Genomic DNA, 22326 nt, shown 5'->3' with positions numbered 1-22326 from the left:
GCCAATTGGCAGTTGAGCACACGAATTTCACTCGCCCGGGGCGCGACCGACACCGAGGCGGCGGGTCCGCGGAGGCGGTCAGCCCTTCTTGCGCTTCTTCATCCGGTTCTGCTTGCGCTCGGTGCCCAGGAGGTCGTCGAACACGGAACCGGATGACGAATCGTCGCCGGACCTGTCCGACGACTCGTCGGGCCGCGCCGCGGCATCATCGCGGCTCTTGTCCGAGCGGTCGGAGACCTGTTCGCCGAATGTCCCGCGGTCACTGCCGGAATGCTGCGAACGCTCGCTCCACGTATTGCCGAGCTTCGGTGCGTCCTTCGGCTTGGCCGGCTGCGATTCGTGTCCGGTGCTGTCGGAGTCCTCCGAGGTGGCGCCGCGAGCCGCGAAAGAGGCCGGTACCCGTCGGACCGGAGCTTCCGGCTCTTCCTCCTCGACGAATTCCTCGTCGTCAGCCGGAGCTGCTTCGGGCACGTCATCCTGCGGCGGAACCACAGTGGAGTCCTCGACATCGTCGATATCGGAGTCAGCGACCACGTCGACAGTGTTCTCCGCAGTGTCGGCGACTTCGACCTCTTCGGTCTCGGGTTCGCCGGCTTCAAACTCATGGGTCTCGGATTCACCGGCGACGTGCTCTGCCGCGGAATCCTCGCCGACCGCGGTCTCTGCTCCGGGTGCCTCAGCAGCTTCGGGCTCCGCGTCGGAAGCCTCGTCGCTCTTCGCCGTCGGCACTTCGGAGTCAGAATCTTCGGAGACCGAGTCTTCGGAGTCCGAGTTCGCGATCGCTGCCGCGACGGCACCGGACGTACCGCGGGGAGCAGCACCGACCGACTCCGAATCGGCGGCCGTCGCTTCGTCGGCCCGCGGCGCCACAGCGAACGAATCACCCGACTCACCTTCAGCGGCCGAGTCCCCAGCGGCCGAGTCCCCAACAGCCGCGGCACCGACTGCGGGGCCGGAGGCGCGCGACTCTTCGCCTTGATCAGAATCGGCCTGGCCGGAACCCGACCCACCGGAACCGGCCCAGCCGGGGGCAGGCTCGGCGGCGGCCTCCTCGGTGCGGGACGGCTTGCCCTTGAGCACAAGGGAGAGTGTGGCCAGCGGCACGGACAGCCAGTTCGGGCGGTTGCGCAGCTCGGTGACGACCTCGACGAGGAGTCGGTCGATCAGTGCCGCCCGCAGCACCGGATCGCTCAGCCCGATGCTGTCGCCGCGAGCTCGCGAATACCCGGACAGCAGCGAGTTCTGCACCTGCGAGGCCCACAGGTACTCGGGCGAATCGAAGATCGCGCGCAGCGCTCCCGGATCATTGCCGAAGCCGCTGACGACCAGCGAGCCGTCCTCGGAGTCCAGCGCATCGGTGCGCTGCAGACGAGCGAAACCGGCGGCGTAGTCGATGCTGCGCAGCAGAGCCACGAGGTCGAAGGCAGCGGGCTTGGGGTCCGAGTCCGTCGAGTCCGTGAACTTCACGACCGAATAGCCGTCAGTGGAAGAGCTGACCACATGATCGAGCGTCAGCTCGCCGTGGATCTTCTGCAAGGTGCCGATGGTCTCGAGTCCCTGCAGCCTCGCACGGTGCCCGCGCAGCTCCGGGACCAGCGAATCCAGTGCCAGAGGTGCCCGGCCCAGCGCCCAGTCGATGCGCTCGACCCACTTCTGCACCAGCTGCTTCGTCGGTTCGCCGGCACCTTCGACGACTCCGAACTCGGCGGCCATGTCAGTGTGGAGTTCGCCGATGCGCCGACCCATCTCCGCGGCATGGGCGTTATACGCCCCGATAGAACCGGAGTCGACCGCGCACACCGTGTTCACGGCTTCTCGCCACGCGGGTTCGGCGTCGACATCGACGTGGGAGAGCAGCGCCATCGGCGCCTCCATCTCCTGGACTTCGAACATGTCGTACCAGCGACCGGATCCCCAGCCGATGACCTCGGGCACGCTGCGCGAACCCGCCTCGGTGAGCAGGACGGGGATCGTCAGCGATGACGGCATCCCGTTCTCGAGGACACGGAAGAAAGAGAGCTCCATCGGCTCGTATTCGTCGTGGATGATGACGGTCGACTTGTGCGGGCCGGAGTCCGAGACCTCGATCGGTCGGATCTCGACGGGCATGACGTCCTCCGCCCCCACTGTGAGGTCACCGATCGATGGCTTCGGCGGGACCGCCTCGGCGGTGGTGTGGTCAGTCGAAGCCGCCGAGGCGGCCGCCCCGTTCGCGGTCACCGGGAACGGCATCGGCGCTCGGTCCCGGGCCTCGGTCTTCTCCTGACTGTGGCGCAGGGATTCGGTGGACAGCTGTCCGCCGTCGAAGACCTTGCGCTTCGTGATCGCGTCGGCCATGAGGTTGACGAAGACGGGATCGGCGGCGCCGTCGTAGACGTAGACCGTGCCGAGCGCGAGGTCGTCGACGCGGCCGATGAGGGCGTGGCGCAGGTGCATGTCCTCGGCACCGCGCAGTGTCAGGGGGATGTTGAGGCGACGCAGGGTGGGGCCGTCGCCGACGGAGATGACGGTCACGAGACCGGCGAAGCCTCCGAGCTCCTCGGCGGTATAAGTGAACGCGCGGGCCACCGACATGGGGGTGATGTCGGGGTCGGTCCCGAAATCTGCTGCGAGCTTGGGGAACCACGGCTGTCGGGGTATCCAGCTGGCTAACAGTTGTTCGAGCTCACTGCTGATGGCCATGACGTCTCCTAGAAGGGATTACGGGCATCCTCCATCCAATCATGATATGGGGTATAGGCGGTCCAGGGCGCACCCGAAACCCCGAAGTCGGGAGCCGAATCACGCAGGATGGGCGGGCACGAGGCGTCCTCATGTCGATACGAGTTGCCAAATGGCAAGACAAAGGGCGCACAATAGTCTGGTGGTTGAAACAGACATGACTCCCCAGAAGCTCACACTCGCCGACGAGGTCGAGGCGGCTGCGCTGCGAATTTCCGATTCCGTCATCCTGTCGCCACTTCAGATCTGCGAGCGGCTGACGACCGCAACCGGCTCGACGGTCTATCTCAAGCGCGAGGACCTGCAGATGGTGCGGTCCTACAAGATCCGCGGGGCGTTCAACTTCATGCTCCAGCTCGATGCCGGCGAGCGCGCTCGCGGAGTCGTGTGCGCCTCGGCAGGCAACCATGCCCAGGGCTTCGCCCGCGCCTGCAGGGAGCTGGGCATCCAGGGCACGATCTTCGTGCCCAAGACGACGCCGAAGCAGAAGATCGAGCGCGTCCGCCACTTCGGCGGGGAGCAGGTGACGATCGAGATCGCCGGCTCCACCTACGATGACGCCTCGGCGCTGGCCCACCGATTCGCTGAACGCAACGAAGCTCTCCTGGTATCGGCCTTCGACGATATGCGCACCATCGCAGGTCAGGGCACCGTGGCCGCTGAGATCCACGCCCAGCTCGAGACCGACCCCGACTACATCATCGTGCCCGTCGGCGGCGGCGGCGTGCTCGCCGGAGTCGCCGCCTATGCGGCCGAACGGATGCCGAACACGAAGGTCATCGGCGCCGAACCCGCCGGCGCCGCCTCGATGATCGCAGCTCTCAAGGCCGGCTACCCAGTGACCTTGGAGAACATCGACCGCTTCGCCGACGGCACCGCTGTGCGCCGGGCCGGCAACATCACCTACGACGTCATCGCCGAACTCGGCCTCGACCTGCGTCCCGTCGCCGAGGGCGCGGTGGCCACCGAGATGCTCGATATGTACCAGGTCGACGGAATCATCGCCGAGCCCTCCGGAGCCCTGGCCTCGGCGGGGATCGGCGGACCGGATTCGGACAAGCCGATCACGATCGAACCGGGGTCGACCGTGGTGTGCCTGGTCTCCGGCGGCAACAACGATATCTCCCGCTACCCGGAGATCCTCGAGCGCTCACTCGTCCACGAGGGCCTCAAGCACTACTTCATCGTCGACTTCCCGCAGGAGCCCGGGGCGCTGCGCCGGTTCCTCAACGAGGTGCTCGGCCCCGAGGACGATATCGCGATGTTCGAGTACGTCAAACGCTCCGACCGGGAGACCGGACCGGCGTTCGTCGGCATTCAGCTCGGCTATGCCGAGGACCTGCCGAATCTGCTCGAGCGGATGGAAGCCTCATCGATCGAGGTCGAGCGCGTGCACCAGAACTCACCGATGTTCCGTCTCTTCGCGTGAGGGGCTCCGGCTCGGTAGCGGGTTGGGTGCCGTTGCCGGCGCTTCGGCTCGGTAGCGGGTTGGGTGCCGTTGCCGTCGCTTCGGCTCGGTAGCGGTCTGGACAGGCACCGCGGTGCGCTTCGGCTGAGTGTCATGAGCGGCCCCTTGCCCCGCGAAACAGTGCGGGCAGTCCCCTTCGCCGCCAAATCGAGGTCACTATCGGATATTTCTGCCGCCCCAGAATTATTCGATAGTGACCTCAGTTTGAGCTCCGATGTCCGATTGCGACCTCCATTTGAGCAGAAACTCTCTGCACAACCGTGCGCCCAGTCACTCAGACACCCCGGCACCACCGCCCGGACTCCCCTGCCCTCCTCCACGCCCAGCCACTAGAGTGGAAGCATGCGCGCTATCACGATCTCCTCCCCCGGTGACCCCGAGGTCCTGCAGGTCTCCGACGAACCCACGCCCGACATCGCCGCCGACGAGGTCCTCATCCGCGTCCATGCTGCCGGCGTCAACCGGGCCGACCTGTTGCAGCGCCGCGGATTCTACGATCCTCCGGCCGGGGCCACCCAGATCCCCGGCCTCGAGATCTCCGGCACGATCGAGAAGCTCGGCGCAGACGTGACCGGCTGGTCCGTCGGCGACCGAGCAGCGGCCCTGCTCTCCGGCGGGGGCTACGCCGAATCCGTCCCTGTCCCCGCAGGTCAGCTGCTTCCGGTCCCCGCTGATTTCGACCTCACCGAGGCAGCCGCCCTGCCCGAGGTCCTGTCCACCGTATGGTCGAACATCGTCGGACGCGGGCAGGTGAAGGCAGGCGAATGGCTGCTCGTCCACGGCGGCGGCTCCGGAATCGGCACGGCCGCGATCCAGATCGCGAACCACCTCGGCGTGAAGATCGCCGTGACCGTCGGGTCCGAACGGAAAGCCGAATTCTGCCGCGAGCTCGGTGCCGACGCGGTCATCAACTACCGCGAAGAGGACTTCGTCGAACGTGTCCGCGAGATCTGCGTCCACGACGACGGATCGACCGGCGCCGACGTCATCCTCGACATCATCGGCGCGAAGTACCTCGAACGCAATATCAAGGCCCTGAACACCGACGGCCGCCTCGTCATCATCGGCATGCAGGGCGGAACGAAGACCGAGATCAACCTCGGCTGGCTCATGCAGCCCCGCAGATCCGTGTCCGCCACGACCCTGCGGGCGCGACCGAAGGAACAGAAGATCGCCATCGTCGCCGAGGTGGCCGAGCAGCTGTGGCCGGCCGTGATCTCAGGCGATATTCGTCCCATCATCCACGAAACCATGCCGCTGACCGACGTCGTCCGGGCCCATCAGACGCTGGAGGACGGGGCGAACATCGGCAAGGTTCTGCTCATCGTCGATGAGGAAGGGGCATAACAATGACCGATAGCCACGACACCGGAGACGGGCTTCAGAACGGCGAGACTGCTCGCGCCGGGGCGCGCGCGCCGGATGGCAGCACTGAGTCGGCCGAGGCCGGAGCTCAGTCAGGCGACAACGCACGGGCCGAGGGTCTGGCGCGGGCACAGCAGGACCAGGCGGATGTCTCATCGCCGGCGAAGGTGATGCGCATCGGCACCATGGTCAAGCAGCTGCTCGAGGAGGTCCGCGGCACCGAGCTCGATGAGAAGGGACGCGAACGCCTCGCCGAGATCCACCGCCGCTCCATCGACGAACTCGAAGAGGGCCTGTCAAAGGATCTCATCGACGAGCTCGAACGCCTCGATCTGCCCTTCGATTCGGCCGACGGTCCCCCGACGACCTCGGAGCTGCGGATCGCACAGGCCCAACTCGTCGGCTGGCTCGAAGGTCTCTTCCACGGCATCCAGACGGCGATCATGGCTCAACAGGCCATGGCCCAGCAGATGGCCGGTCGCGGTCAGCTGCCACCGGGCATGGTCCCGACCGGGATGACACCGACTGAGGGACAGCCCGGCGAGAAAGAGACACAGGAGTCGGACCGCGGCACCGGCAACTATCTGTGAAGCGATTCTTCTCCGGCCTGCGCAAGAAGGCGAGCAAGACCGCTGTCAAGGACGATGACCGGTTCGGCACCGGTCTGTGGCGGCACAACCGTGACCGCTTCATCCGCGCAGTCGACCGCTACTACTCCACTGCGGTGGCCCTCCACGTGGCACGGGGCTCCGGTGGCACCGCGCCGGGGGCCGCCTCGGTGGGGTCACCCGACAACGAGGCCACGGCCGCCTCGGCGAAGGATCCGGTCGACGTCATCGTCGACGGCACCCACCGGCTCAACGCACTCGTCGAGGTCGTCGATGATCTGACCGCGGCCCTCCACGCCCGTCATCCCGTCACCGGTCAGGTGGTGCCCGGTCCCGCGCGGCGGGCCGTCGGCGACGTGCCGGAGCTGCTGACGAAGGCTTCATCGAAGGTCGGCGAGGCGGTGCTCGCGGCATCGATGGCACGATCGGAGGGCCCGTCCGGGCGGTCGATCGACTCGAGCGCCGAGGCCACGGTGCGGTTCATCTCCGACGCCGGGGAGCTGCTGGGGCGGGCGCAGGCGATTATCGCTAGGGTAGAGCCATCATGAGACCTCCGATCAGCCCCGATATCCTGCCGCCCGATGACTTCGATCTCGGTCTTGTCGCCAGCGACATCGACGGCACTCTGCTGCTGAACTGGAAGCCGATCTCGACGGCCACGATCGATGCGATCCACCGCTGCCAGGACGCGGGAATCCCGTTCGTCCTCGTCACCGGGCGACCCATGCGCTGGCTGACTCCGATTGCCGAGCAGATCCCGGACCTTCGTCGGGTCGTGTGTCTCAATGGTGCCGTCGTCTATGACATCGCCTCCCAATCCGTCGTCGATGCTCACAGCATCGATGCGCAGACGATGGCGGAGATCACCGCAGCGGTGCGAGCCGACCATCCCGAGGCGCGGTTCGCCTACGAGACTCTCAACGGCGGTTTCATCGACCGGGAGTTCGTCACCGGCCGACCGCGCGAGGCCCGGATCATCGACGATGTCTCCGAACTCGCCGGCGAGGACGTCGTCAAGGTGCTCGTGCGCCTGGACACGAGCGATTCTCAGGCGATGCACGACCTCATCGATCCCCTCGTCGACGGCACCTGTCATGCCTCGTTCTCCGAGCCGGACAACGGGCTAGTCGAACTTGCGCCGTTCGGGATCACGAAGGCGAAGACGCTGGAGGATCTGTGCGGCCACCTCGGTGTGGAGAGGTCGCAGGTGATGGCGTTCGGGGACATGCCCAATGACATCGAGATGCTCTCGTGGGCCGGACACGGCGTGGCGATGGGCAATGCTCTGGGTTCGGTCAAGGCGATCGCCGCAGCCGTGACCGAGGCCGTCGACGACGATGGCCTCGCCCGCTACCTCGACGCAGTCTTAGACACCCACCTCCCCTAACTGCTATCTGACGGCGGCCCAGATACCTCGCGCTAGGTTGCTGGGCCGCCGTCAGGTAGTAATCAGGGGCGGGTGCTCGTGGAGCCCACTGCGCTGAGCAGGCTAGCGTCGAGGTTGAAGTAATCGACGAGGGCGGTGGCCAGTCCGTCGTCGGCAACCGAATCGGTGACCACGCTCGCGAGCACCTTGAGTTCGTCCTTCGACTGGCCCATGACGATTCCGTGTTCGACCCATTCGATCATCTCGAGGTCGTTGAGTCCGTCCCCGGCACCCACTGTGTGCGCATGGTCGACGCCGAGCTCCTTCGCCACGTTCTCCAGACCACTGGCCTTCGAGATCCCGTCCGGGGCGATGTCGAGCCAGTTGCTCCAGCCCACCGAATAGCTGACCTCGTGCAGTCCGAGCGAGTCCACGGCGGCCGCGAATTCTTCCGCAGTGCCATTGACCTCGCGCATTACGATGCGGGTGGCTCGCTTGGTCAGCAGCTCTTCGAAGTCGACGATATCGAGAGTATCGGATTCGGCGAGCTCCCCCGCCGGGAACGGCCCGGACGCCCACCGGTGCAGGTCCGGATCCTCGACGAGGAACAGCGCCGTGGGCAGCGCCGCGTGCATCTGCTCAAGCGCATCCTTCGGGTCGAAGGACACCACATGGTGCAGCTCCCAGCCCAATGGCAGCTCCGGGTCGAGGCGCACGACGACGGATCCGTTCGAGCACACGACGTACCCGTGCTTGAGATCGAGCGCGTGGACGACCTCGAGCGCACCCGGCAGGGCACGGCCGGTGGAGATCACGAGGTGGTGGCCCGCCCCGGCGAGCCGATCGAGCACCTGCCTCACCGACTCCGACAGGGAGCCGTCGTAACCGACGATCGTGCCGTCGACATCGAGTGCGATCAGGTGCGGGGTCAAGGTGTCTCCCAACGTATGCGTAAGTTTTCCTGTGGTCGTTCTCGCCGGCGCCGAGGCGACCGAACCGAACCGAGTTCCGCGGAGTTCCACCGAACGGTCAGTGCTTCGCGACCCGGCACGGTCTCAGTAGCGCGGCCCCTCCGGTCCCTGTGCGGTCATCCCGCCGAGGTAGGGCCGCAGTGCCTCCGGCACCGTGACCGAGCCGTCCGCCTGCTGATGGTTCTCCAGGATCGGCACCAGCCAGCGAGTGTTGGCCATGGTTCCGTTGAGGGTGGCCACCGGGCGGGTCGATCCGTCACGGCGTTCGCGGATCTGCAGGCGACGGGCCTGGAAAGTCGTGCAGTTCGACGTCGAGGTCAGTTCGCGGTACGTGCCCTGAGTCGGCACCCAGGCTTCGCAGTCGAACTTCCGGGCAGCCGAATCACCGAGGTCGCCGGCGGCGGTATCGATGACCCGGTAGGGCAGCTCGCACAGTCCGAGCATCTTCTCCTGCAGAGACAGCATCCGCTCGTGTTCGGCCTCGGCGTCCTCGACCGGGACGTAGGCGAACATCTCGACCTTCTGGAACTGGTGGACGCGGATGATGCCGCGGGTGTCCTTGCCGTAGGAGCCCGCCTCGCGGCGGTAGCAGGACGAGATTCCGGCGTAGCGCAGAGGACCGTCGGACAGGTCGATGATCTCGTCCATGTGGTAGCCGGCCAGGGGCACCTCGGAGGTTCCGACGAGGAACAGGTCGTCGGCTTCGAGACGGTAGACCTCATCGGCGTGCTCACCGAGAAACCCGGTGCCGCGCATGACCTCGGGGCGCACGAGGGTCGGGGTGATGGTCGGGCTGAACCCGGCCTCCTCGGCGACGTCGCGGGCGAGGTTGAGCAGAGCCATTTCGAGCTTGGCACCGAACCCGGTGAGGTAGTGGAAGCGCGAACCGGAGACCTTCGTGCCGCGGGTGGTGTCGATGGCCTTCAGCTTCTCACCGATCTCGAGATGGTCGAGCGGTTCGAAGCCGTCCGGAGTGAAGTCGCGGGGTTCGCCGACGGTTTTGAGCGTCACGAAGTTCTCTTCGCCGCCGGACGGGATGCCGTCGATGATGAGGTTCGGGACCTTCGCCACGAGCTGATCGAAGGCGAAAACGGCTTCTTCGGACTCCGCCGACAGCGACTTCACGGCCTCGGACTTCGCCTTGCCCTCGGCGATGAGTGCCGGCTTGTCTTCCTTCGCCGCCTTCGCGATCTGGGAGGAGAAGGACTTCTGATCCGCACGTGCATCTTCGAAGGCGGTGATGGCCGCACGACGAGCGGAATCGGCGGCGATGACCTCGTCGATGAGCTCGACGGATGCCCCGCGAGCCTCCTGCGATGCCTTGAACAGGGCCGGGTTGTCTCTGAGAAGCGCTAGATCGATCACCCTCTCAGCTTAACGGGCCGGGCTTGTTTTCGACATTCGGCGCTCAGCCTGCACACGACTTGGGCACTGTAGATTTGGGCCATGACCATCGAGCTGGATCCCGTGATGACCTGGATCATCATCCTCGGCGCCCTCGTGGTGCTCGCGGCCGTGTTCTTCCTCGGCCGCCGGACCGGAGCGCGGCGCGTCCTTGCCCGGGTGCGGCACTACAACCACCCGGCGAACCTCTCCGACGAGGTGGTCAATGACGCGGCCAGGTATCGCGCCGCCCTTATCGTCAATCCCACCAAGACCGATGTGCACAACCTGGCCTCCACCGCCGAGGCGATCTGCCGTTTCGAAGGGTGGAATCCTCCGCTCGTGATCGAAACCACCCGTGAGGACTCCGGCGAAGGGGCTGCGGTCCGCGCCCTCGACGAGGGGGTCGACGTCGTCATCGCCGCAGGTGGGGACGGCACCATCCGCGCGGTCGCCTCGGCGCTGGCGGGCACCTCCACTCCGCTGGGGATCGTCCCGTTGGGGACCGGGAATCTGCTCGCCCGCAACATCGACCTCGTCCTCGACAAGACCGAGTGGGCTCTGCGGATCGCACTGTGGGGGCGAAACCGGGAGATCGACGTGGGGAAGGCGAAGACCGCCCCGGACGGCGACACCCATATCTTCACCGTGATGACCGGACTCGGATTCGATGCCGCGGTCATGGCCGACACGAGCGACGACCTCAAGGCTCGCCTCGGATGGCTCGCCTATGTCGAGGCGGGATCACGCAAGCTCACCGGCAAACCCAGTCATGTCAAGGTCACGTTCGACGACGAATACCGGATCTCGGCGAGGGTGCGCTCTGTCCTCGGCGGCAACTGCGGCCGACTGCAGGGCGGCATCCAGCTGCTGCCGCAGGCGGTCATCGACGATGGCATGCTCGACGTGCTTATCGTCAGCCCGAAGAACCTCGGACAGTGGGTCGGCGTGCTCGCATCGATCGCCGGGCGCCGGGCCTCACGCGGACTGCACACGAACATCCGGAAGTGCCGAAAGGTCGTCATCGAAGCCGGTGACGAGGTTGATATCCAGATCGACGGGGATCCCCTGGGACAGTCGTCCTACCTCGAGATGGAGGTCGATCCTTCGGCTCTGACCGTCCGTGTGCCCACCGTCGAACAGCGCAAGCAGATCCGCGCCGAGGCCTGGCCGGTCTAGGGCGAAACCGCTGAGTTCCCACAGCCGCCGCTCCCCCTCACCGAGGCGGCCCCGACAGTCAACCTTTTACCGTCGAGTAGGTCACGAAACGGTTAAAGGAATTCATCTAAGCGTTACAGCATCTAAACCTGAACAAAACGTACAGAAATAGTTTGGAAAACCCTTAGAACCTAGGATGAGTGCCGTATCACACCCCTCGTCACAGAGATTGAAGGCACTCCAATGAAGAAGATCATCCTCGCGCCGGCAGTCGCGCTCGCGTTCACCGGGCTTGTCGCGAGCCCGGTCGCCGCCGCGGAATCCCCCTCCTCCCAGTCGGCACCCACGAAGGCCGAGCAGAAGAAGGCCGAAGCTGAGAAGGCCGAGAAGGAAGAGGCCGAGAAGAAGGCGGCCGAAAAGGCCGCAGCTGAGAAGGCTGAGGCCGAGAAGAAGGCGGCCGAAAAGGCCGCAGCTGAGAAGGCTGAGGCCGAGAAGAAGGCGGCTGCAGAGAAGGCAGAGGCTGAAAAGAAGGCCAAGGAAAAGGCTGAGGCCGCGAAGAAGGCCGCCGCAGACAAGAAGAAGGCGGACAAGAAGGACGACGCCGAGAAGCCGCCGAAGAAGGTCGATCCGAAGCCCGCCCCTGCCCCTAAGGACGAGGACAAGAATGCCAAGGACGATGACAAGTCCGAGGACAAGGCCAATCCGATCAACGCTTCGGTGCAGGTGACCTCCGGTGAGGTCACCGCCGAAGAGCTCGCCGAAGACGGCGTGACGGTCAAGGTCGCCGGCCTCGAGAAGGGCGACAAGGTCTCGGCGAAGTCCGGCCTGACGGGTCCGTCGGCAACCGCTCAGGGTTCGACCGCCACTCTCAGGCTGCACTCCGCCGAGGACGCAGAGTCGCTCACTTCGGGCAAGCAGAGCCTCGCTGTCCAGGTGCAGCGCGCGAACGCACCGACAGCAACGGATACGACCACGTTCTCGTACAGCCCGTACGCGGCTCCCGAGGTCGACCCGAAGGTCTCGCTCAACACCGATGAGATCTCACAGACCGACTTCAACAAGAACGGCATCAACGTCACCGGTGAGGGCTTCACCCCCGGAGGCAAGGTCACCGTCGTAGGCGGAGGCGCGCAGTCGGCTTTCGCCACCCTCGAAGTCGAGGCCGACGAAGACGGAAAGGTCTCCGCAACCCTGAAGTTCGACGGTGAAGGCGAGCTCCCGGCCGGCGACTACGCCATCTGGGGTGTCGACCAGGAGTCCGAGACCAACTCCCCGGCTCAGGACTTCACCATCACCGAAGACTCGGAAGTCGACCCGACTGTCAAGGTCGACTCGAAGGAGATCTCCCTCGACGACTTCAAGAAGGACGGGCTGAAGTTCAGCGGGTCCGGGTTCACCCCTGACGGGACCATCAGCGTCAAGGGCGAGGCCGTCTCGGCGCAGCGCGCTGCCGCACCTCAGGCCGAAGAACTCCGCGCTGACGAAGACGGCAACGTCGAAGGTGCCGTAGTTGCACCCGAGTCGCTCGAGGCCGGCAAGTACGCGCTGACCTTCGTCGATGACTCGACTGGCGATACGACTGATGCGGTCGAAATCACCGTCACCGAAGACGACGCCGTCGAACCGATCGACGCCTCGCTCAAGGTCGACCCCAAGGAGATCTCCGCCGAGGACCTCGCCAACAAGGACAAGGGCGTCACCGTCACCGTCTCCGGCGTGAAGAACGGTGACAAGATCACCGATTCCCTCACCGGGAAGTCCGAGACCGCGGATGCCGACGGCGACTACAAGCTCCACCTCTGGTACGAGGGCAACCCCGCAAGCCTCGAGGTAGGCAAGGTTCCGTTCACCGTCACCATCGACCGTGAAGGCACCAAGTCGGAGACTCTCAACGGCAACATCAACGTCGTCGACGAAGATGAGACCGAGGCTCCCGCCGAGGCGACCTTCAAGGTCTCTCCGAAGACGATCGAGGCCGCGGACTTCGCCAACGAGAAGAAGGGCGTCACCCTCGCCGTCGAAAACTGCGAGCCCGGCGCAGATGTCCACTTCGAGGTCAACCCGAAGGGCATCAACGTCACGGCGTACGAAAACACCGTCAAGGCTGATGACGAAGGAAATGCTTCCGTCAACGTCTTCGGTACTTCGTCCGACGTCTCGGCCTATGTCGGCGCATACACCGCGACGGCTACCTGCGGCGATGACACGATGAAGGACTCCTTCAAGGTCACCGCAGGCGCCAAGGGTGGTGGCGACGACGGCAACGGCGGAGACAGCGGAAACGGCGGAGACGACGGCAGCCAGCTGCCTCGCACCGGTGCCGACCTCGGTGGGCTGACGACGGGAGCCCTGCTCCTCCTCGTCGGTGGTGCCGCGATCGCATTGACCGGCCGCAAGAACAAGTTCGGACAGGCTCCGACGAGCTTCTGATCTGAGGCAGGCGGACAGTCTGGATCAGCAGAGGAGGGGCGGCTCAGCACACGCTGAGCCGCCCCTCCTCCTGTTCTGATGTTCGCGCCGAAACGACCGTTCATCGTGAACGGAGAATGAACTCTGCGACTAGTCCGAACTCAGTGCTGAACAAAACGACCACAACTATGTGTGTGGTGAATGTTGCATTACTGTTACATTCGTAATACTTCACACCCAGCTGTAATTTTCTAAGGAAATACATGAAGAAGCTCGCCCTCGCCCCCGCGGTGGCCATCGCCATCACCGGCCTGGCCGCATCCCCAGTCATCGCTGCACCCGAGGCTCCCTCCTCGGCAACTCAGCAGCCCGGTGCATCGCCTGCCGCCAAGTCCCCTGTTCAGCTCCAGGAGGCCGCTGCACAAGGAGTCACCGCGCATGCTGGCGAAATTGCAGTGTCGGCTACGAGCGTCACCGTCGACGAATTCGCCGAGAACGGCGTTGGCATCGCTGGGGCTGGTCTCGAAGCAGACACCGAATACTCGATGACCGTTGAACCTGCCAGTGGGCAGAACGTCAACGTCTTCGAAACAACTGTCACAACCGATGCAGACGGTGCCTTCGAAGACGGAGTCGAAGCCGTCGGCGAGGCAAACCCGGCATTCGTCGGAGACTACAAGGTCACCGTCACGAACGTTGCTGACGAGAGCGAAACGTACAACACGACCTTCAGCGTCACTGAGGGCGAAGCCGACGAGCCCGAGGCCCCCGCCGCCGACCCGAAGGTCTCGCTCAACACCGATGAGATCTCGCAGACCGACTTCAACAAGAACGGCATCAACGTCACCGGTGAGGGCTTCACCCCCGGAGGCAAGGTCACCGTCGTAGGCGGAGGCGCGCAGTCGGCTTTCGCCACCCTCGAAGTCGAGGCCGACGAAGACGGAAAGGTCTCCGCAACCCTGAAGTTCGACGGTGAAGGCGAGCTCCCGGCCGGCGACTACGCCATCTGGGGTGTCGACCAGGAGTCCGAGACCAACTCCCCGGCTCAGGACTTCACCATCACCGAAGACGAGGCCGAAGAGCCCACCACTCCTGCTGAAGAAGCCAAGCTGACCGTCTCCCCCGAGACCATCACACCTGCTGACTTCGTCAAGGAAGACAAGGGCGTCACTCTCGCCGTCGAGAACTGCGAGCCCGGTGAAGACGTCCGCTTCCTCGTCAACCCCGAGGGCGAGTCGAACGTCACCGCCTTCGACAAGACCGTCCAGGCTGACGACGAGGGCAAGGCCAACGTCAACGTCTACGGCACCAGCGCCTCCAACGCCTCGGCCTACATCGGCGACTACGATGTGACCGTCACCTGCGGCGATGACGAACTGACCGGTGATTTCTCGGTCGAGAAGGACCCGAACGCCGGTGGCGGCGACGGCAATGAAGATGGCAACGGCGGAAACGACGACGGCGACAACGGAGATGCCGGCAACGGCGGCGACCTGCCCCGCACCGGTACCGAGTTGACCGGCCTCGTCGGCGGCGCGGGCCTCCTCCTCATCGGTGGGGTCGCTGTCGCACTGACCAGGCGCCGCAAGAAGGCCGCCCAGGATCCCGCTGACATCTGATAGCGACTAACTGAGCGCGATCGCCCGAGTGGGGCGTGAGGCACAGAAGAGCGCGAACCCGATCGGGTTCGCGCTCTTCTTCTATTCGCCACGAGGGAAGGCAGCAGACCGCTCACTTCATGCGGTCGTACCTCGCTCGCAGAGCGAGGAAGACTCCGTAGAGGAGCAGACCGAGACCCACGGCCAGCAGCAGGTACGGCCCGAAGGGCTGATCGCGCATTCCCTTGAGCGCACCGTCGATCCCGGTGAACTCCTCCGGGTCTCCGGTCGCCGCCGACATCACAATGAGGATGCCTACCGACAGCAGGGTCGCACCTTTGCCCAGATACCCGACGACACCGGTGAATCCGACGAGGAAACGAGTGATCGCGCTGTGTGGCCGACGCAGCTCCTCTTTCCACTTCCGTCGCAGACCGTTGATGCAGAAGGCGATGCCGATGATCGCAATCACTGCGCCGACGGCCATGAGGACATACAGTCCACCCGGTGATTTCGCCACGGTCGTCGAGGCCTGTGAGCTCGTCTTGCCCGAGTCCGCTCCCCCTCCGAAGACGAACTGGGAGAAGGTCGCAGCAACCACCACATAGGCGACGGCAGAACCGACCATTGTGAAGAAATCGATCCACTGCCTCCGCCCCTGTTTCTCCTGCGGATCCCGGGTCCCCGCACCACGCAGCGATGCCGAGCCGAAGAACGCGTTGACCAGACACCACAACGCCATCAGTGCACAGCCGAGGAAGCAGATGATGATCAGCACCATGCCGAAGGGCTGCGAAGCGATCTGTCCGACGGCACCGACCTGATCGGCTTCTCCCCCGCCCTGACCGAGCCCGATCGTCACAGCGGTCGCACCGAGGATGGCGTGTACCAATCCGTTGGCAATGAAGCCGGCACGGGCCACCCGCTCGAACCAGCGGCTGTCCGCGACTTCTTGAGCCGCCGTATCAGCGCTGTCGGCGACCTGTCGAACCTTCTCTTTCTCGTTCACAGAGATCAGTGTCGCACAGCGCCTGCACTGATCCACGCCGCCATGCGACGGAAGCTCCGAGCATCTGCGCCGAGGCGGGGCGCGAACCCGATCAAAGGTTCGCGCCCCGCCTCGGCGCAGTTCTCAGTCTCGCGGTGTCTCTGTCCGGCTGCGGCCGGCTCAGCCGCGTCGGTACCGGTTGTACAGCACGAGTGCCCCGGGTTCGGGACGGCCCTGCGGACGACGCCCCCTGGAGATCGAGACGACGTCGCCGCCCATGGTGCCGGCTGCAAAGACACGCGCATCGCGTTCCTGCGCCGACCTGCGTGCCCGAACCTCGTCCTCGAGCTCCTCATTGCGCGACCTGAGCGCATCGACCTGATTCTGCAGGTCGATGATCTTCTTGATCCCGACGAGGTTGACTCCCTCGTCCTGCGACAGCTGCTGGATCAGGCGCAGCTTGGCGATGTCCTTGCCGGAGTAGCGCCGCCCCCGACCCGCAGTGCGTTCCGGAATGACGAGGCCCAGGCGGTCATACTGCCGCAGCGTCTGCGGGTGCATGCCCGCCAGATCCGCAGCCACCGAGATGACATACACCGCCGCACTCGATGAAATGTGCATTGTGATTCACCACCTCAACTGGCCTTGGCTTTGTCCAGCAAGCCGGCGCGTGGATCCTCACCTTCGGTGGCGGCCTTGAACGACTCGACCGCCTGCTTGGCTTCCTTGGACAGATTCTTCGGCGCCACGATCTCGACCGTCGCCAGCAGATCGCCGGTGCCTTTCTTCGATTTCACACCCTTGCCTCGCACGCGCAGGGTCCGCCCCGAAGGCGTGCCCGGTGCGACCTTGACCTTGACTGCCATTCCGCCCAGGGTCGGCACCTTGACCTCGGCGCCGAGGGCCGCCTCGTCGAAGCTGATCGGCAGATCCATCCGCAGGTTCTCACCGTCACGGGTGAACACAGGGTGTGGGCTCACATGCACGGTGAGGATCACGTCTCCGGCCTCACCGCCGTTGGGACTGGACTTGCCCTTGCCCGCAAGGCGGATCTTCTGTCCGTCCTTGACCCCCATCGGGGTGCGCACGGTCAGCGGCTTTCCGCCGGGCATGTTCAGCTTCACCGAGGCGCCGTCGATGGCCTCGGTGAACGACAGCGTCGTGCTCGACTTGATGTCGCCGCCCTTGACCGGAGGCTGGTAGCCGCCGTATCCGCCGCCACCGAAGCCTCCGCCGAATCCGCCGAGCAGATCTGCCAGGTCCGGGGGGACGTCTCCCCCGCCGCCGTAGGTCGTGCGGGTCCGCATCCGTCCGCCGCCTCCGAAGAGGTCGGAGAACACGTCCTCGAATCCGCCGCCGGCAGCACCGCCGGGTCCGCCGGAGCCGGCACTGAATCTGGCGCCGCCGCCCATCGCGCGGACCTGATCGTACTGAGCTCGAGATTCCTTGTCGGAGAGCACCTGGTGGGCCTGGCCGATCTCCTTGAATTTCTCCTCGGCCTTCTCATCACCGGGGTTGGCGTCCGGGTGATATTTGCGCGCGAGCTTGCGATAGGCTTTCTTGATCTCGGCATCGGAAGCATCCTTGGAGACGCCGAGGGTCTTGTAGAAGTCCTTGTCGAACCAATCATTCTGAGGTCCGGTATTCACCTGGCACCTCCTTTCCTTCCAATCAATCCTGTCATCACGGTATTCACTTGTCCTCTCACAATCCGCACCCCGGGGCAATGCCCCGAAGATCCGGACCGCCGCCGAGGTGGCTCCCCCGGCCCGTACGTCAGTTCACTGACGCACGGTGCGGGCGGCCGCCTCGGCGATCATGGTCGTGTCTCAGTCCTGCGGCTGCTGGACACCGACGCGGGCGGCGCGGATGATGCGCTCCCCGATTCGGTAGCCCGGCTGCATGACCAGGAAGAGCGTCGGATTCTCGACCTCGTCCGAAGGCTGCTGCATGAGCGCTTCGTGGATGTTCGGATCGAACTCGTCGCCGACCTCTCCGTACTGTTCGACGCCGATCTTGTTCAGCGATTCGACGAGCTTGTTCACGTGGGTCTCGAAAGGCCCGGTGACATCGCCGTTCTCGCGGGCGAGCTTGACCTCGTCGAGCACGGGGATCAGGGCCTCGACGACCTTGATCGTGCCGCCGAGGGCCGCACGCTCACGTTCACGGTCGGCGCGCATCCGATATGCCGCATATTCGGCGTTGATGCGCTTGAGGTCGGCCAGGTAGCCCGCGGCCTCCGAACCCGGTTCGGGCTCGGCCGCCGGCTCCGAGTCCTCAAGACCCGAGACATCGGCGGGGATGTCCACACCGAGGTCGCTGGCATCGGCCGCGGCCGCTTCTGCCTGCTCGGCGTTCGGGTCCGCGGTCGGCTCCTCGCCGGCCCCGTCCGGGGCCGACTGGGCGTCGGCCTCGGGACGGACCTCACCGGTGTTCGGATCGACCCGGCGCTTGTCACTGAAGGTGAAGCCTGGCTCCTCGGACGACTTGTCGTTGCCCTCGGCAGTCATTACTTCTTCTCCTCATCCTCTTCGTCGACAACTTCGGCGTCGACGACATCGTCGTCTGCGCCTGCATCGGCTGCGCCCTCACCAGCGGCCTCGGCGCCTTCGGCACCGCCCTGCTGGTTGTAGATGGCTTCGCCGATCTTCTGCTGGTTCTCCATGAGCTTGTCGTAGGCGCTCTTCACGGCGTCGTCGTCTTCACCCTTGAGGGCTTCCTTGACGGCGTCGACATCGCCCTGCATCTCGGTCTTGATCTCTTCGGGCAGCTTGTCCGCGTTGTCGGTCAGCAGCTTCTCGGTCTGGTAGGCGAGGTTCTCCGCATTGTTGCGGACATCGGCTGCCTCACGGCGCTTCTTGTCCTCTTCTGCGTGCTCCTCGGCCTCACGGACCATACGCTCGATATCTTCCTCCGGCAGTGCGGAACCGCCGGTGATCGTCATCGACTGCTCGGTGCCGGTGCCCTTGTCGGTGGCCGACACGTGGACGATGCCGTTGGCGTCGATGTCGAAGGCGACCTCGATCTGCGGCACACCGCGCGGAGCCGGAGCGATACCGGTCAGCTCGAAGGTGCCGAGGTTCTTGTTGTCGCGAGTGAACTCACGCTCACCCTGGAAGACCTGGATCGAGACGGAGGGCTGGTTGTCCTCAGCGGTGGTGAAGGTCTCCGAACGCTTGGTCGGGATCGGGGTGTTGCGCTCGATGAGCTTGGTCATCACGCCGCCCTTGGTCTCGAGTCCGAGCGAGAGCGGGGTGACGTCGATGAGCAGGACGTCCTTGCGCTCACCCACGAGGACACCGGCCTGCACGGCGGCGCCGATGGCGACGACCTCGTCGGGGTTGACGCCCTTGTTGGGCTCCTTGCCTCCGGTGAGTTCGGTGACGACGGCGGAGACGCCAGGCATACGGGTCGAGCCGCCGACGAGGACGACGTGGTCGATGTCGTTGACGGAGACGCCGGCATCCTTCATGACTGCGTGGAACGGAGCCTTGGTGCGCTCGAGGAGGTCCTTGGTCAGGTCCTCGAACTTCGCACGGGTGAGGGTCTCATCCAGATGGATGGGTCCGTTCTCGCTCATCGACAGGTACTGCAGCGAGATGTTCGTGCTGGTGGCCGAGGACAGTTCCTTCTTGGCCTGCTCAGCGGCTTCCTTGAGACGCTGCAGAGCGGTGGCGTCCTTGGTCAGGTCGACACCGTAGTTGTTCTTGACCTGCTCAACGAGGTAGTCGACGATCCGCTGATCCCAGTCGTCACCGCCGAGGCGGTTGTCACCAGAGGTCGCACGGACCTGAATGGTGGAGAAGTCATCTTCGTCCTTGCCGACTTCGAGCAGGGAGACGTCGAAGGTACCGCCACCGAGGTCGAAGACGAGGATGAGCTCGTCTTCCTTTCCGCGCTCGAGGCCGTAGGCCAGAGCAGCAGCGGTGGGCTCATTGATGATGCGCGAGACGTTGAGACCGGCGATCTCACCAGCGTCCTTCGTGGCCTGGCGCTCAGCGTCGTTGAAGTATGCGGGAACGGTGATCACCGCGTCGGTGACCTTCTCCTGCAGGTATTCCTCAGCGTCGTGCTTGAGCTTCTGGAGGATGCGGGCCGAGACCTCGGGGGCCGTCATCTTCTTGCCGCCGATCTCGGTGGACCAGTCGGTGCCCATGTGGCGCTTGACCGAAGCGACGGTGTTCTTGATGTTCGTGACGGCCTGGCGCTTGGCGATCTCACCGACGAGGGAGTCGCCGTTCTTGTTGACTGCGACGACGGACGGGGTCGTGCGACCGCCTTCCGCGTTTGCGATGACCTTCGGGTCGCCGCCTTCGAGGACGGTGACGACGGAGTTCGTGGTTCCGAGGTCGATTCCGACTGCACGTGCCATAGTTTTCTCTCCTTACAGATCGTGAGTTTCTGCGACTCGAATGTGTGCGATCGGGCGGCGCCGCTGACGAGCAGAACCACTCGACCGCACACATTGAGCCAACCGGACTCAAGTATTCTCTTCGAGGATCCGACCGTCAAGTCGGCCTCATCAAAGTTGCGTACACTAGACTCAACTTTGATGAGGGCATGTTTATTCCGAGCGGCGAGAGAATCTTTGCGCAGGCGGTTAGAGGCTTGCGAACTCGACTTCGACACGCAGACGCCGGAGGCCAAGATCCGCTGGCTATGCTGCCCGTCCGAGTCGGACAGAGGGCGAAACAGCTTCTAGCGGCCGCCGCCGAGGCCGCCTGTGAGTCGAGCATGGAACGCAGTCGTAAAGTCGTTCATGCCGACGAACTCCACAGATTTCCCGTGCTGCTCGTATTTCGTCTCGATCGTATCGAGAGCGGCGACGGTCGACGCGTCCCAGATATGCGACTTCGTGAAATCGATGACCACTCGATCCGGATCGTCCGCGTATTCGAACAGTGTCGTCAGGTCGTTGCTGGAAGCAAACAGAAGCTGCCCTTCGACTGCATAGTGCGCGACCTCCTGACCACTCTGCACGTGGATCTCACGGCGGACGTCGATGAGATGGGCAACGCGACGGACGAACATCACAGAGGCCACGAACACCCCGACGACGACGCCGATGGCGAGGTTATGAGTCGCGACGACCACGGCGACAGTGATGACCATGACGGCAGTTTCGCTCTTGGGCATCCGCTTGAGTGTGGCGAGCCTGATCGAGTGCCAGTCGAAAGTGCCGACCGAGACCATGATCATCACGGCGACGAGGGCCGCCATCGGAATGACGGACACGACGTCTCCGAGAGCAACGACGAGGATCAACAGGAACAACCCGGCGAGGAATGTCGATATGCGGGTGCGGGCACCGGAGGCTTTGACGTTGATCATGGTCTGCCCGATCATGGCGCATCCGCCCATACCGCCGAAGACCCCCGAAAGAATATTCGCCACTCCCTGGCCCCAGCCTTCGCGGGTCTTGTTCGAATGCGTGTCTGTGACATCATCGACGAGCTTCGCCGTCATCAGTGATTCCATGAGTCCGACGAGGGCCATCGCCAGAGAGTAGGGGGCGATGATCGTCAGCGTCTCCCAGGTCAGAGGGACGCCGGGGATGAACAGTTCCGGCAGACTGCGGGGCAGCTCCCCCTGATCGCCGACGGTGGGGACGCTGATCGCGAAGGCCACGACTGCGACAGTGACGATGATGATCGATATCAGCGGAGCGGGGACGACTTTGGTGATCTTCGGCATGAAGACCATGATGACCAGACCGACCCCAACGAGCGGGTAGACCATCCAGGGCACATCGATCAGCTGTGGGAGCTGAGCAGTGAAGATGAGAATCGCCAGAGCGTTGACGAATCCGATCATGACGCTGCGTGGGATGAAACGCATCAGTTTCGCGGCACCGAACACGGCCAGCACGATCTGCAGCACTCCGGCAAGCAGGACGGTGGCGATGAAGTAGTCCATTCCGTATTCACGGGCCACCGGTGCGATGACGAGCGCGACTGCGCCGGTCGCGGCGGTGATCATCGCCGGGCGCCCGCCGACAAAGGCAATGGTCACGGCCATGATGAATGAGGAGAAGAGGCCGACTTTCGGGTCGACGCCAGCGATGATGGAGAACGAGATCGCCTCAGGGATCAGCGCCAGCGCAACGACCAGTCCCGCGAGGACTTCTCGCGTGAGGATACGCGGAGTCCTCAGTGCGGTCGCCACTGAGGGGTCGGGAAGGTAGCGACTCCGATCGTCGGCGGTGGTCGTGTTCGTCGTCATGTTCGAGCCTCCAAGGCCGGGAGCACGTCAGGTGTGACACCATCTGAAAGTGGGATGCGCTTGCACGCG

The 22326-nt window shown here is 64.6% G+C and carries 17 protein-coding genes; 8 read left to right on the top strand and 9 right to left on the bottom strand.

Annotated features, from left to right (window positions below; translation table 11 throughout):
- Positions 1-78: 78 nt before the first annotated feature.
- Positions 79-2682 (bottom strand): maltokinase N-terminal cap-like domain-containing protein, encoded by a 2604-nt coding sequence (locus tag GUY37_RS02085; RefSeq protein ID WP_166821609.1) that lies wholly within the window; start codon positions 2680-2682, stop codon positions 79-81.
- A gap of 196 nt (positions 2683-2878) precedes the next feature.
- Between GUY37_RS02085 and ilvA the strand changes: the two genes are divergently transcribed.
- The 5 genes from ilvA to GUY37_RS02060 all read left to right on the top strand — a co-directional run bounded on the left by ilvA (position 2879) and on the right by GUY37_RS02060 (position 7549).
- Positions 2879-4150 carry a threonine ammonia-lyase IlvA gene (gene ilvA, locus GUY37_RS02080; protein ID WP_166829166.1) on the top strand — a complete coding sequence of 424 codons (1272 nt, stop codon included), beginning with the start codon at positions 2879-2881 and terminating at the stop codon, positions 4148-4150.
- A gap of 381 nt (positions 4151-4531) precedes the next feature.
- Positions 4532-5536: an NAD(P)H-quinone oxidoreductase gene (locus tag GUY37_RS02075; protein WP_166821606.1), complete on the top strand. Its 1005-nt coding sequence runs from the start codon at positions 4532-4534 to the stop codon at positions 5534-5536.
- Positions 5537-5538: 2 nt separating this feature from the next.
- Entirely contained in the window at positions 5539-6144 is a 606-nt protein-coding gene (locus tag GUY37_RS02070; protein WP_228278302.1) for a proteasome activator, read from the top strand.
- Positions 6141-6710, top strand: coding sequence for a hypothetical protein (locus tag GUY37_RS02065; RefSeq protein WP_228278301.1), 570 nt, complete (start codon positions 6141-6143; stop codon positions 6708-6710). The genes GUY37_RS02070 and GUY37_RS02065 overlap by 4 nt, the downstream gene beginning before the upstream one ends.
- Positions 6707-7549 carry an HAD family hydrolase gene (locus GUY37_RS02060; RefSeq protein ID WP_228278300.1) on the top strand — a complete coding sequence of 281 codons (843 nt, stop codon included), beginning with the start codon at positions 6707-6709 and terminating at the stop codon, positions 7547-7549. Before GUY37_RS02065 ends, GUY37_RS02060 begins: the two co-directional genes overlap by 4 nt.
- Positions 7550-7611: 62 nt before the next feature.
- Here the strand turns inward: GUY37_RS02060 and GUY37_RS02055 are convergent, their stop codons facing one another.
- Together GUY37_RS02055 and serS are read right to left on the bottom strand one after the other, a co-directional pair.
- Positions 7612-8460, bottom strand: a complete 849-nt coding sequence (locus tag GUY37_RS02055) for an HAD family hydrolase (protein ID WP_166821603.1) — start codon at positions 8458-8460, stop codon at positions 7612-7614.
- 123 nt (positions 8461-8583) lie between these two features.
- On the bottom strand, positions 8584-9864 hold the full coding sequence (gene serS / locus GUY37_RS02050; RefSeq protein WP_166821600.1) for a serine--tRNA ligase: 1281 nt from the start codon (positions 9862-9864) through the stop codon (positions 8584-8586).
- 81 nt (positions 9865-9945) lie between these two features.
- Here serS and GUY37_RS02045 point away from each other — a divergent pair, with 81 nt between their 5' ends.
- From GUY37_RS02045 to GUY37_RS02035, 3 genes are all read left to right on the top strand, one after another.
- Positions 9946-11061: a diacylglycerol/lipid kinase family protein gene (locus GUY37_RS02045; RefSeq protein ID WP_228278299.1), complete on the top strand. Its 1116-nt coding sequence runs from the start codon at positions 9946-9948 to the stop codon at positions 11059-11061.
- A 222-nt stretch (positions 11062-11283) separates the two neighbouring features.
- Complete coding sequence (locus GUY37_RS18965; protein ID WP_208094739.1) at positions 11284-13470, top strand: hypothetical protein; 2187 nt, start codon at positions 11284-11286, stop codon at positions 13468-13470.
- A 242-nt stretch (positions 13471-13712) separates the two neighbouring features.
- On the top strand, positions 13713-15068 hold the full coding sequence (locus GUY37_RS02035; RefSeq protein WP_166821597.1) for an LPXTG cell wall anchor domain-containing protein: 1356 nt from the start codon (positions 13713-13715) through the stop codon (positions 15066-15068).
- Positions 15069-15180: 112 nt separating this feature from the next.
- Here GUY37_RS02035 and GUY37_RS02030 read toward each other — a convergent pair whose 3' ends face one another.
- The 6 genes from GUY37_RS02030 to GUY37_RS02005 form a co-directional block, all read right to left on the bottom strand.
- On the bottom strand, positions 15181-16056 hold the full coding sequence (locus tag GUY37_RS02030; protein WP_166821594.1) for a DUF1206 domain-containing protein: 876 nt from the start codon (positions 16054-16056) through the stop codon (positions 15181-15183).
- A gap of 159 nt (positions 16057-16215) precedes the next feature.
- Positions 16216-16656 carry a heat shock protein transcriptional repressor HspR gene (locus GUY37_RS02025; protein ID WP_152346978.1) on the bottom strand — a complete coding sequence of 147 codons (441 nt, stop codon included), beginning with the start codon at positions 16654-16656 and terminating at the stop codon, positions 16216-16218.
- A gap of 14 nt (positions 16657-16670) precedes the next feature.
- The gene (locus GUY37_RS02020) at positions 16671-17684 is read right to left on the bottom strand and encodes a DnaJ C-terminal domain-containing protein (RefSeq protein WP_166821591.1); all 1014 of its coding nucleotides are present in this window, start codon (positions 17682-17684) and stop codon (positions 16671-16673) included.
- A 180-nt stretch (positions 17685-17864) separates the two neighbouring features.
- Complete coding sequence (locus GUY37_RS02015) at positions 17865-18545, bottom strand: nucleotide exchange factor GrpE (RefSeq protein WP_166821588.1); 681 nt, start codon at positions 18543-18545, stop codon at positions 17865-17867.
- On the bottom strand, positions 18545-20407 hold the full coding sequence (gene dnaK / locus GUY37_RS02010; protein ID WP_166821585.1) for a molecular chaperone DnaK: 1863 nt from the start codon (positions 20405-20407) through the stop codon (positions 18545-18547). Before dnaK ends, GUY37_RS02015 begins: the two co-directional genes overlap by 1 nt.
- 326 nt (positions 20408-20733) lie before the next feature.
- Positions 20734-22257 carry a SulP family inorganic anion transporter gene (locus GUY37_RS02005; RefSeq protein ID WP_166821582.1) on the bottom strand — a complete coding sequence of 508 codons (1524 nt, stop codon included), beginning with the start codon at positions 22255-22257 and terminating at the stop codon, positions 20734-20736.
- Positions 22258-22326 lie beyond the last annotated feature (69 nt).

The sequence above is a fragment of the Brevibacterium limosum genome (genome assembly GCF_011617705.1).
GTDB classification, from domain to species: domain Bacteria; phylum Actinomycetota; class Actinomycetes; order Actinomycetales; family Brevibacteriaceae; genus Brevibacterium; species Brevibacterium limosum.
This window is presented reverse-complemented; position numbering and strand designations above follow the sequence as displayed.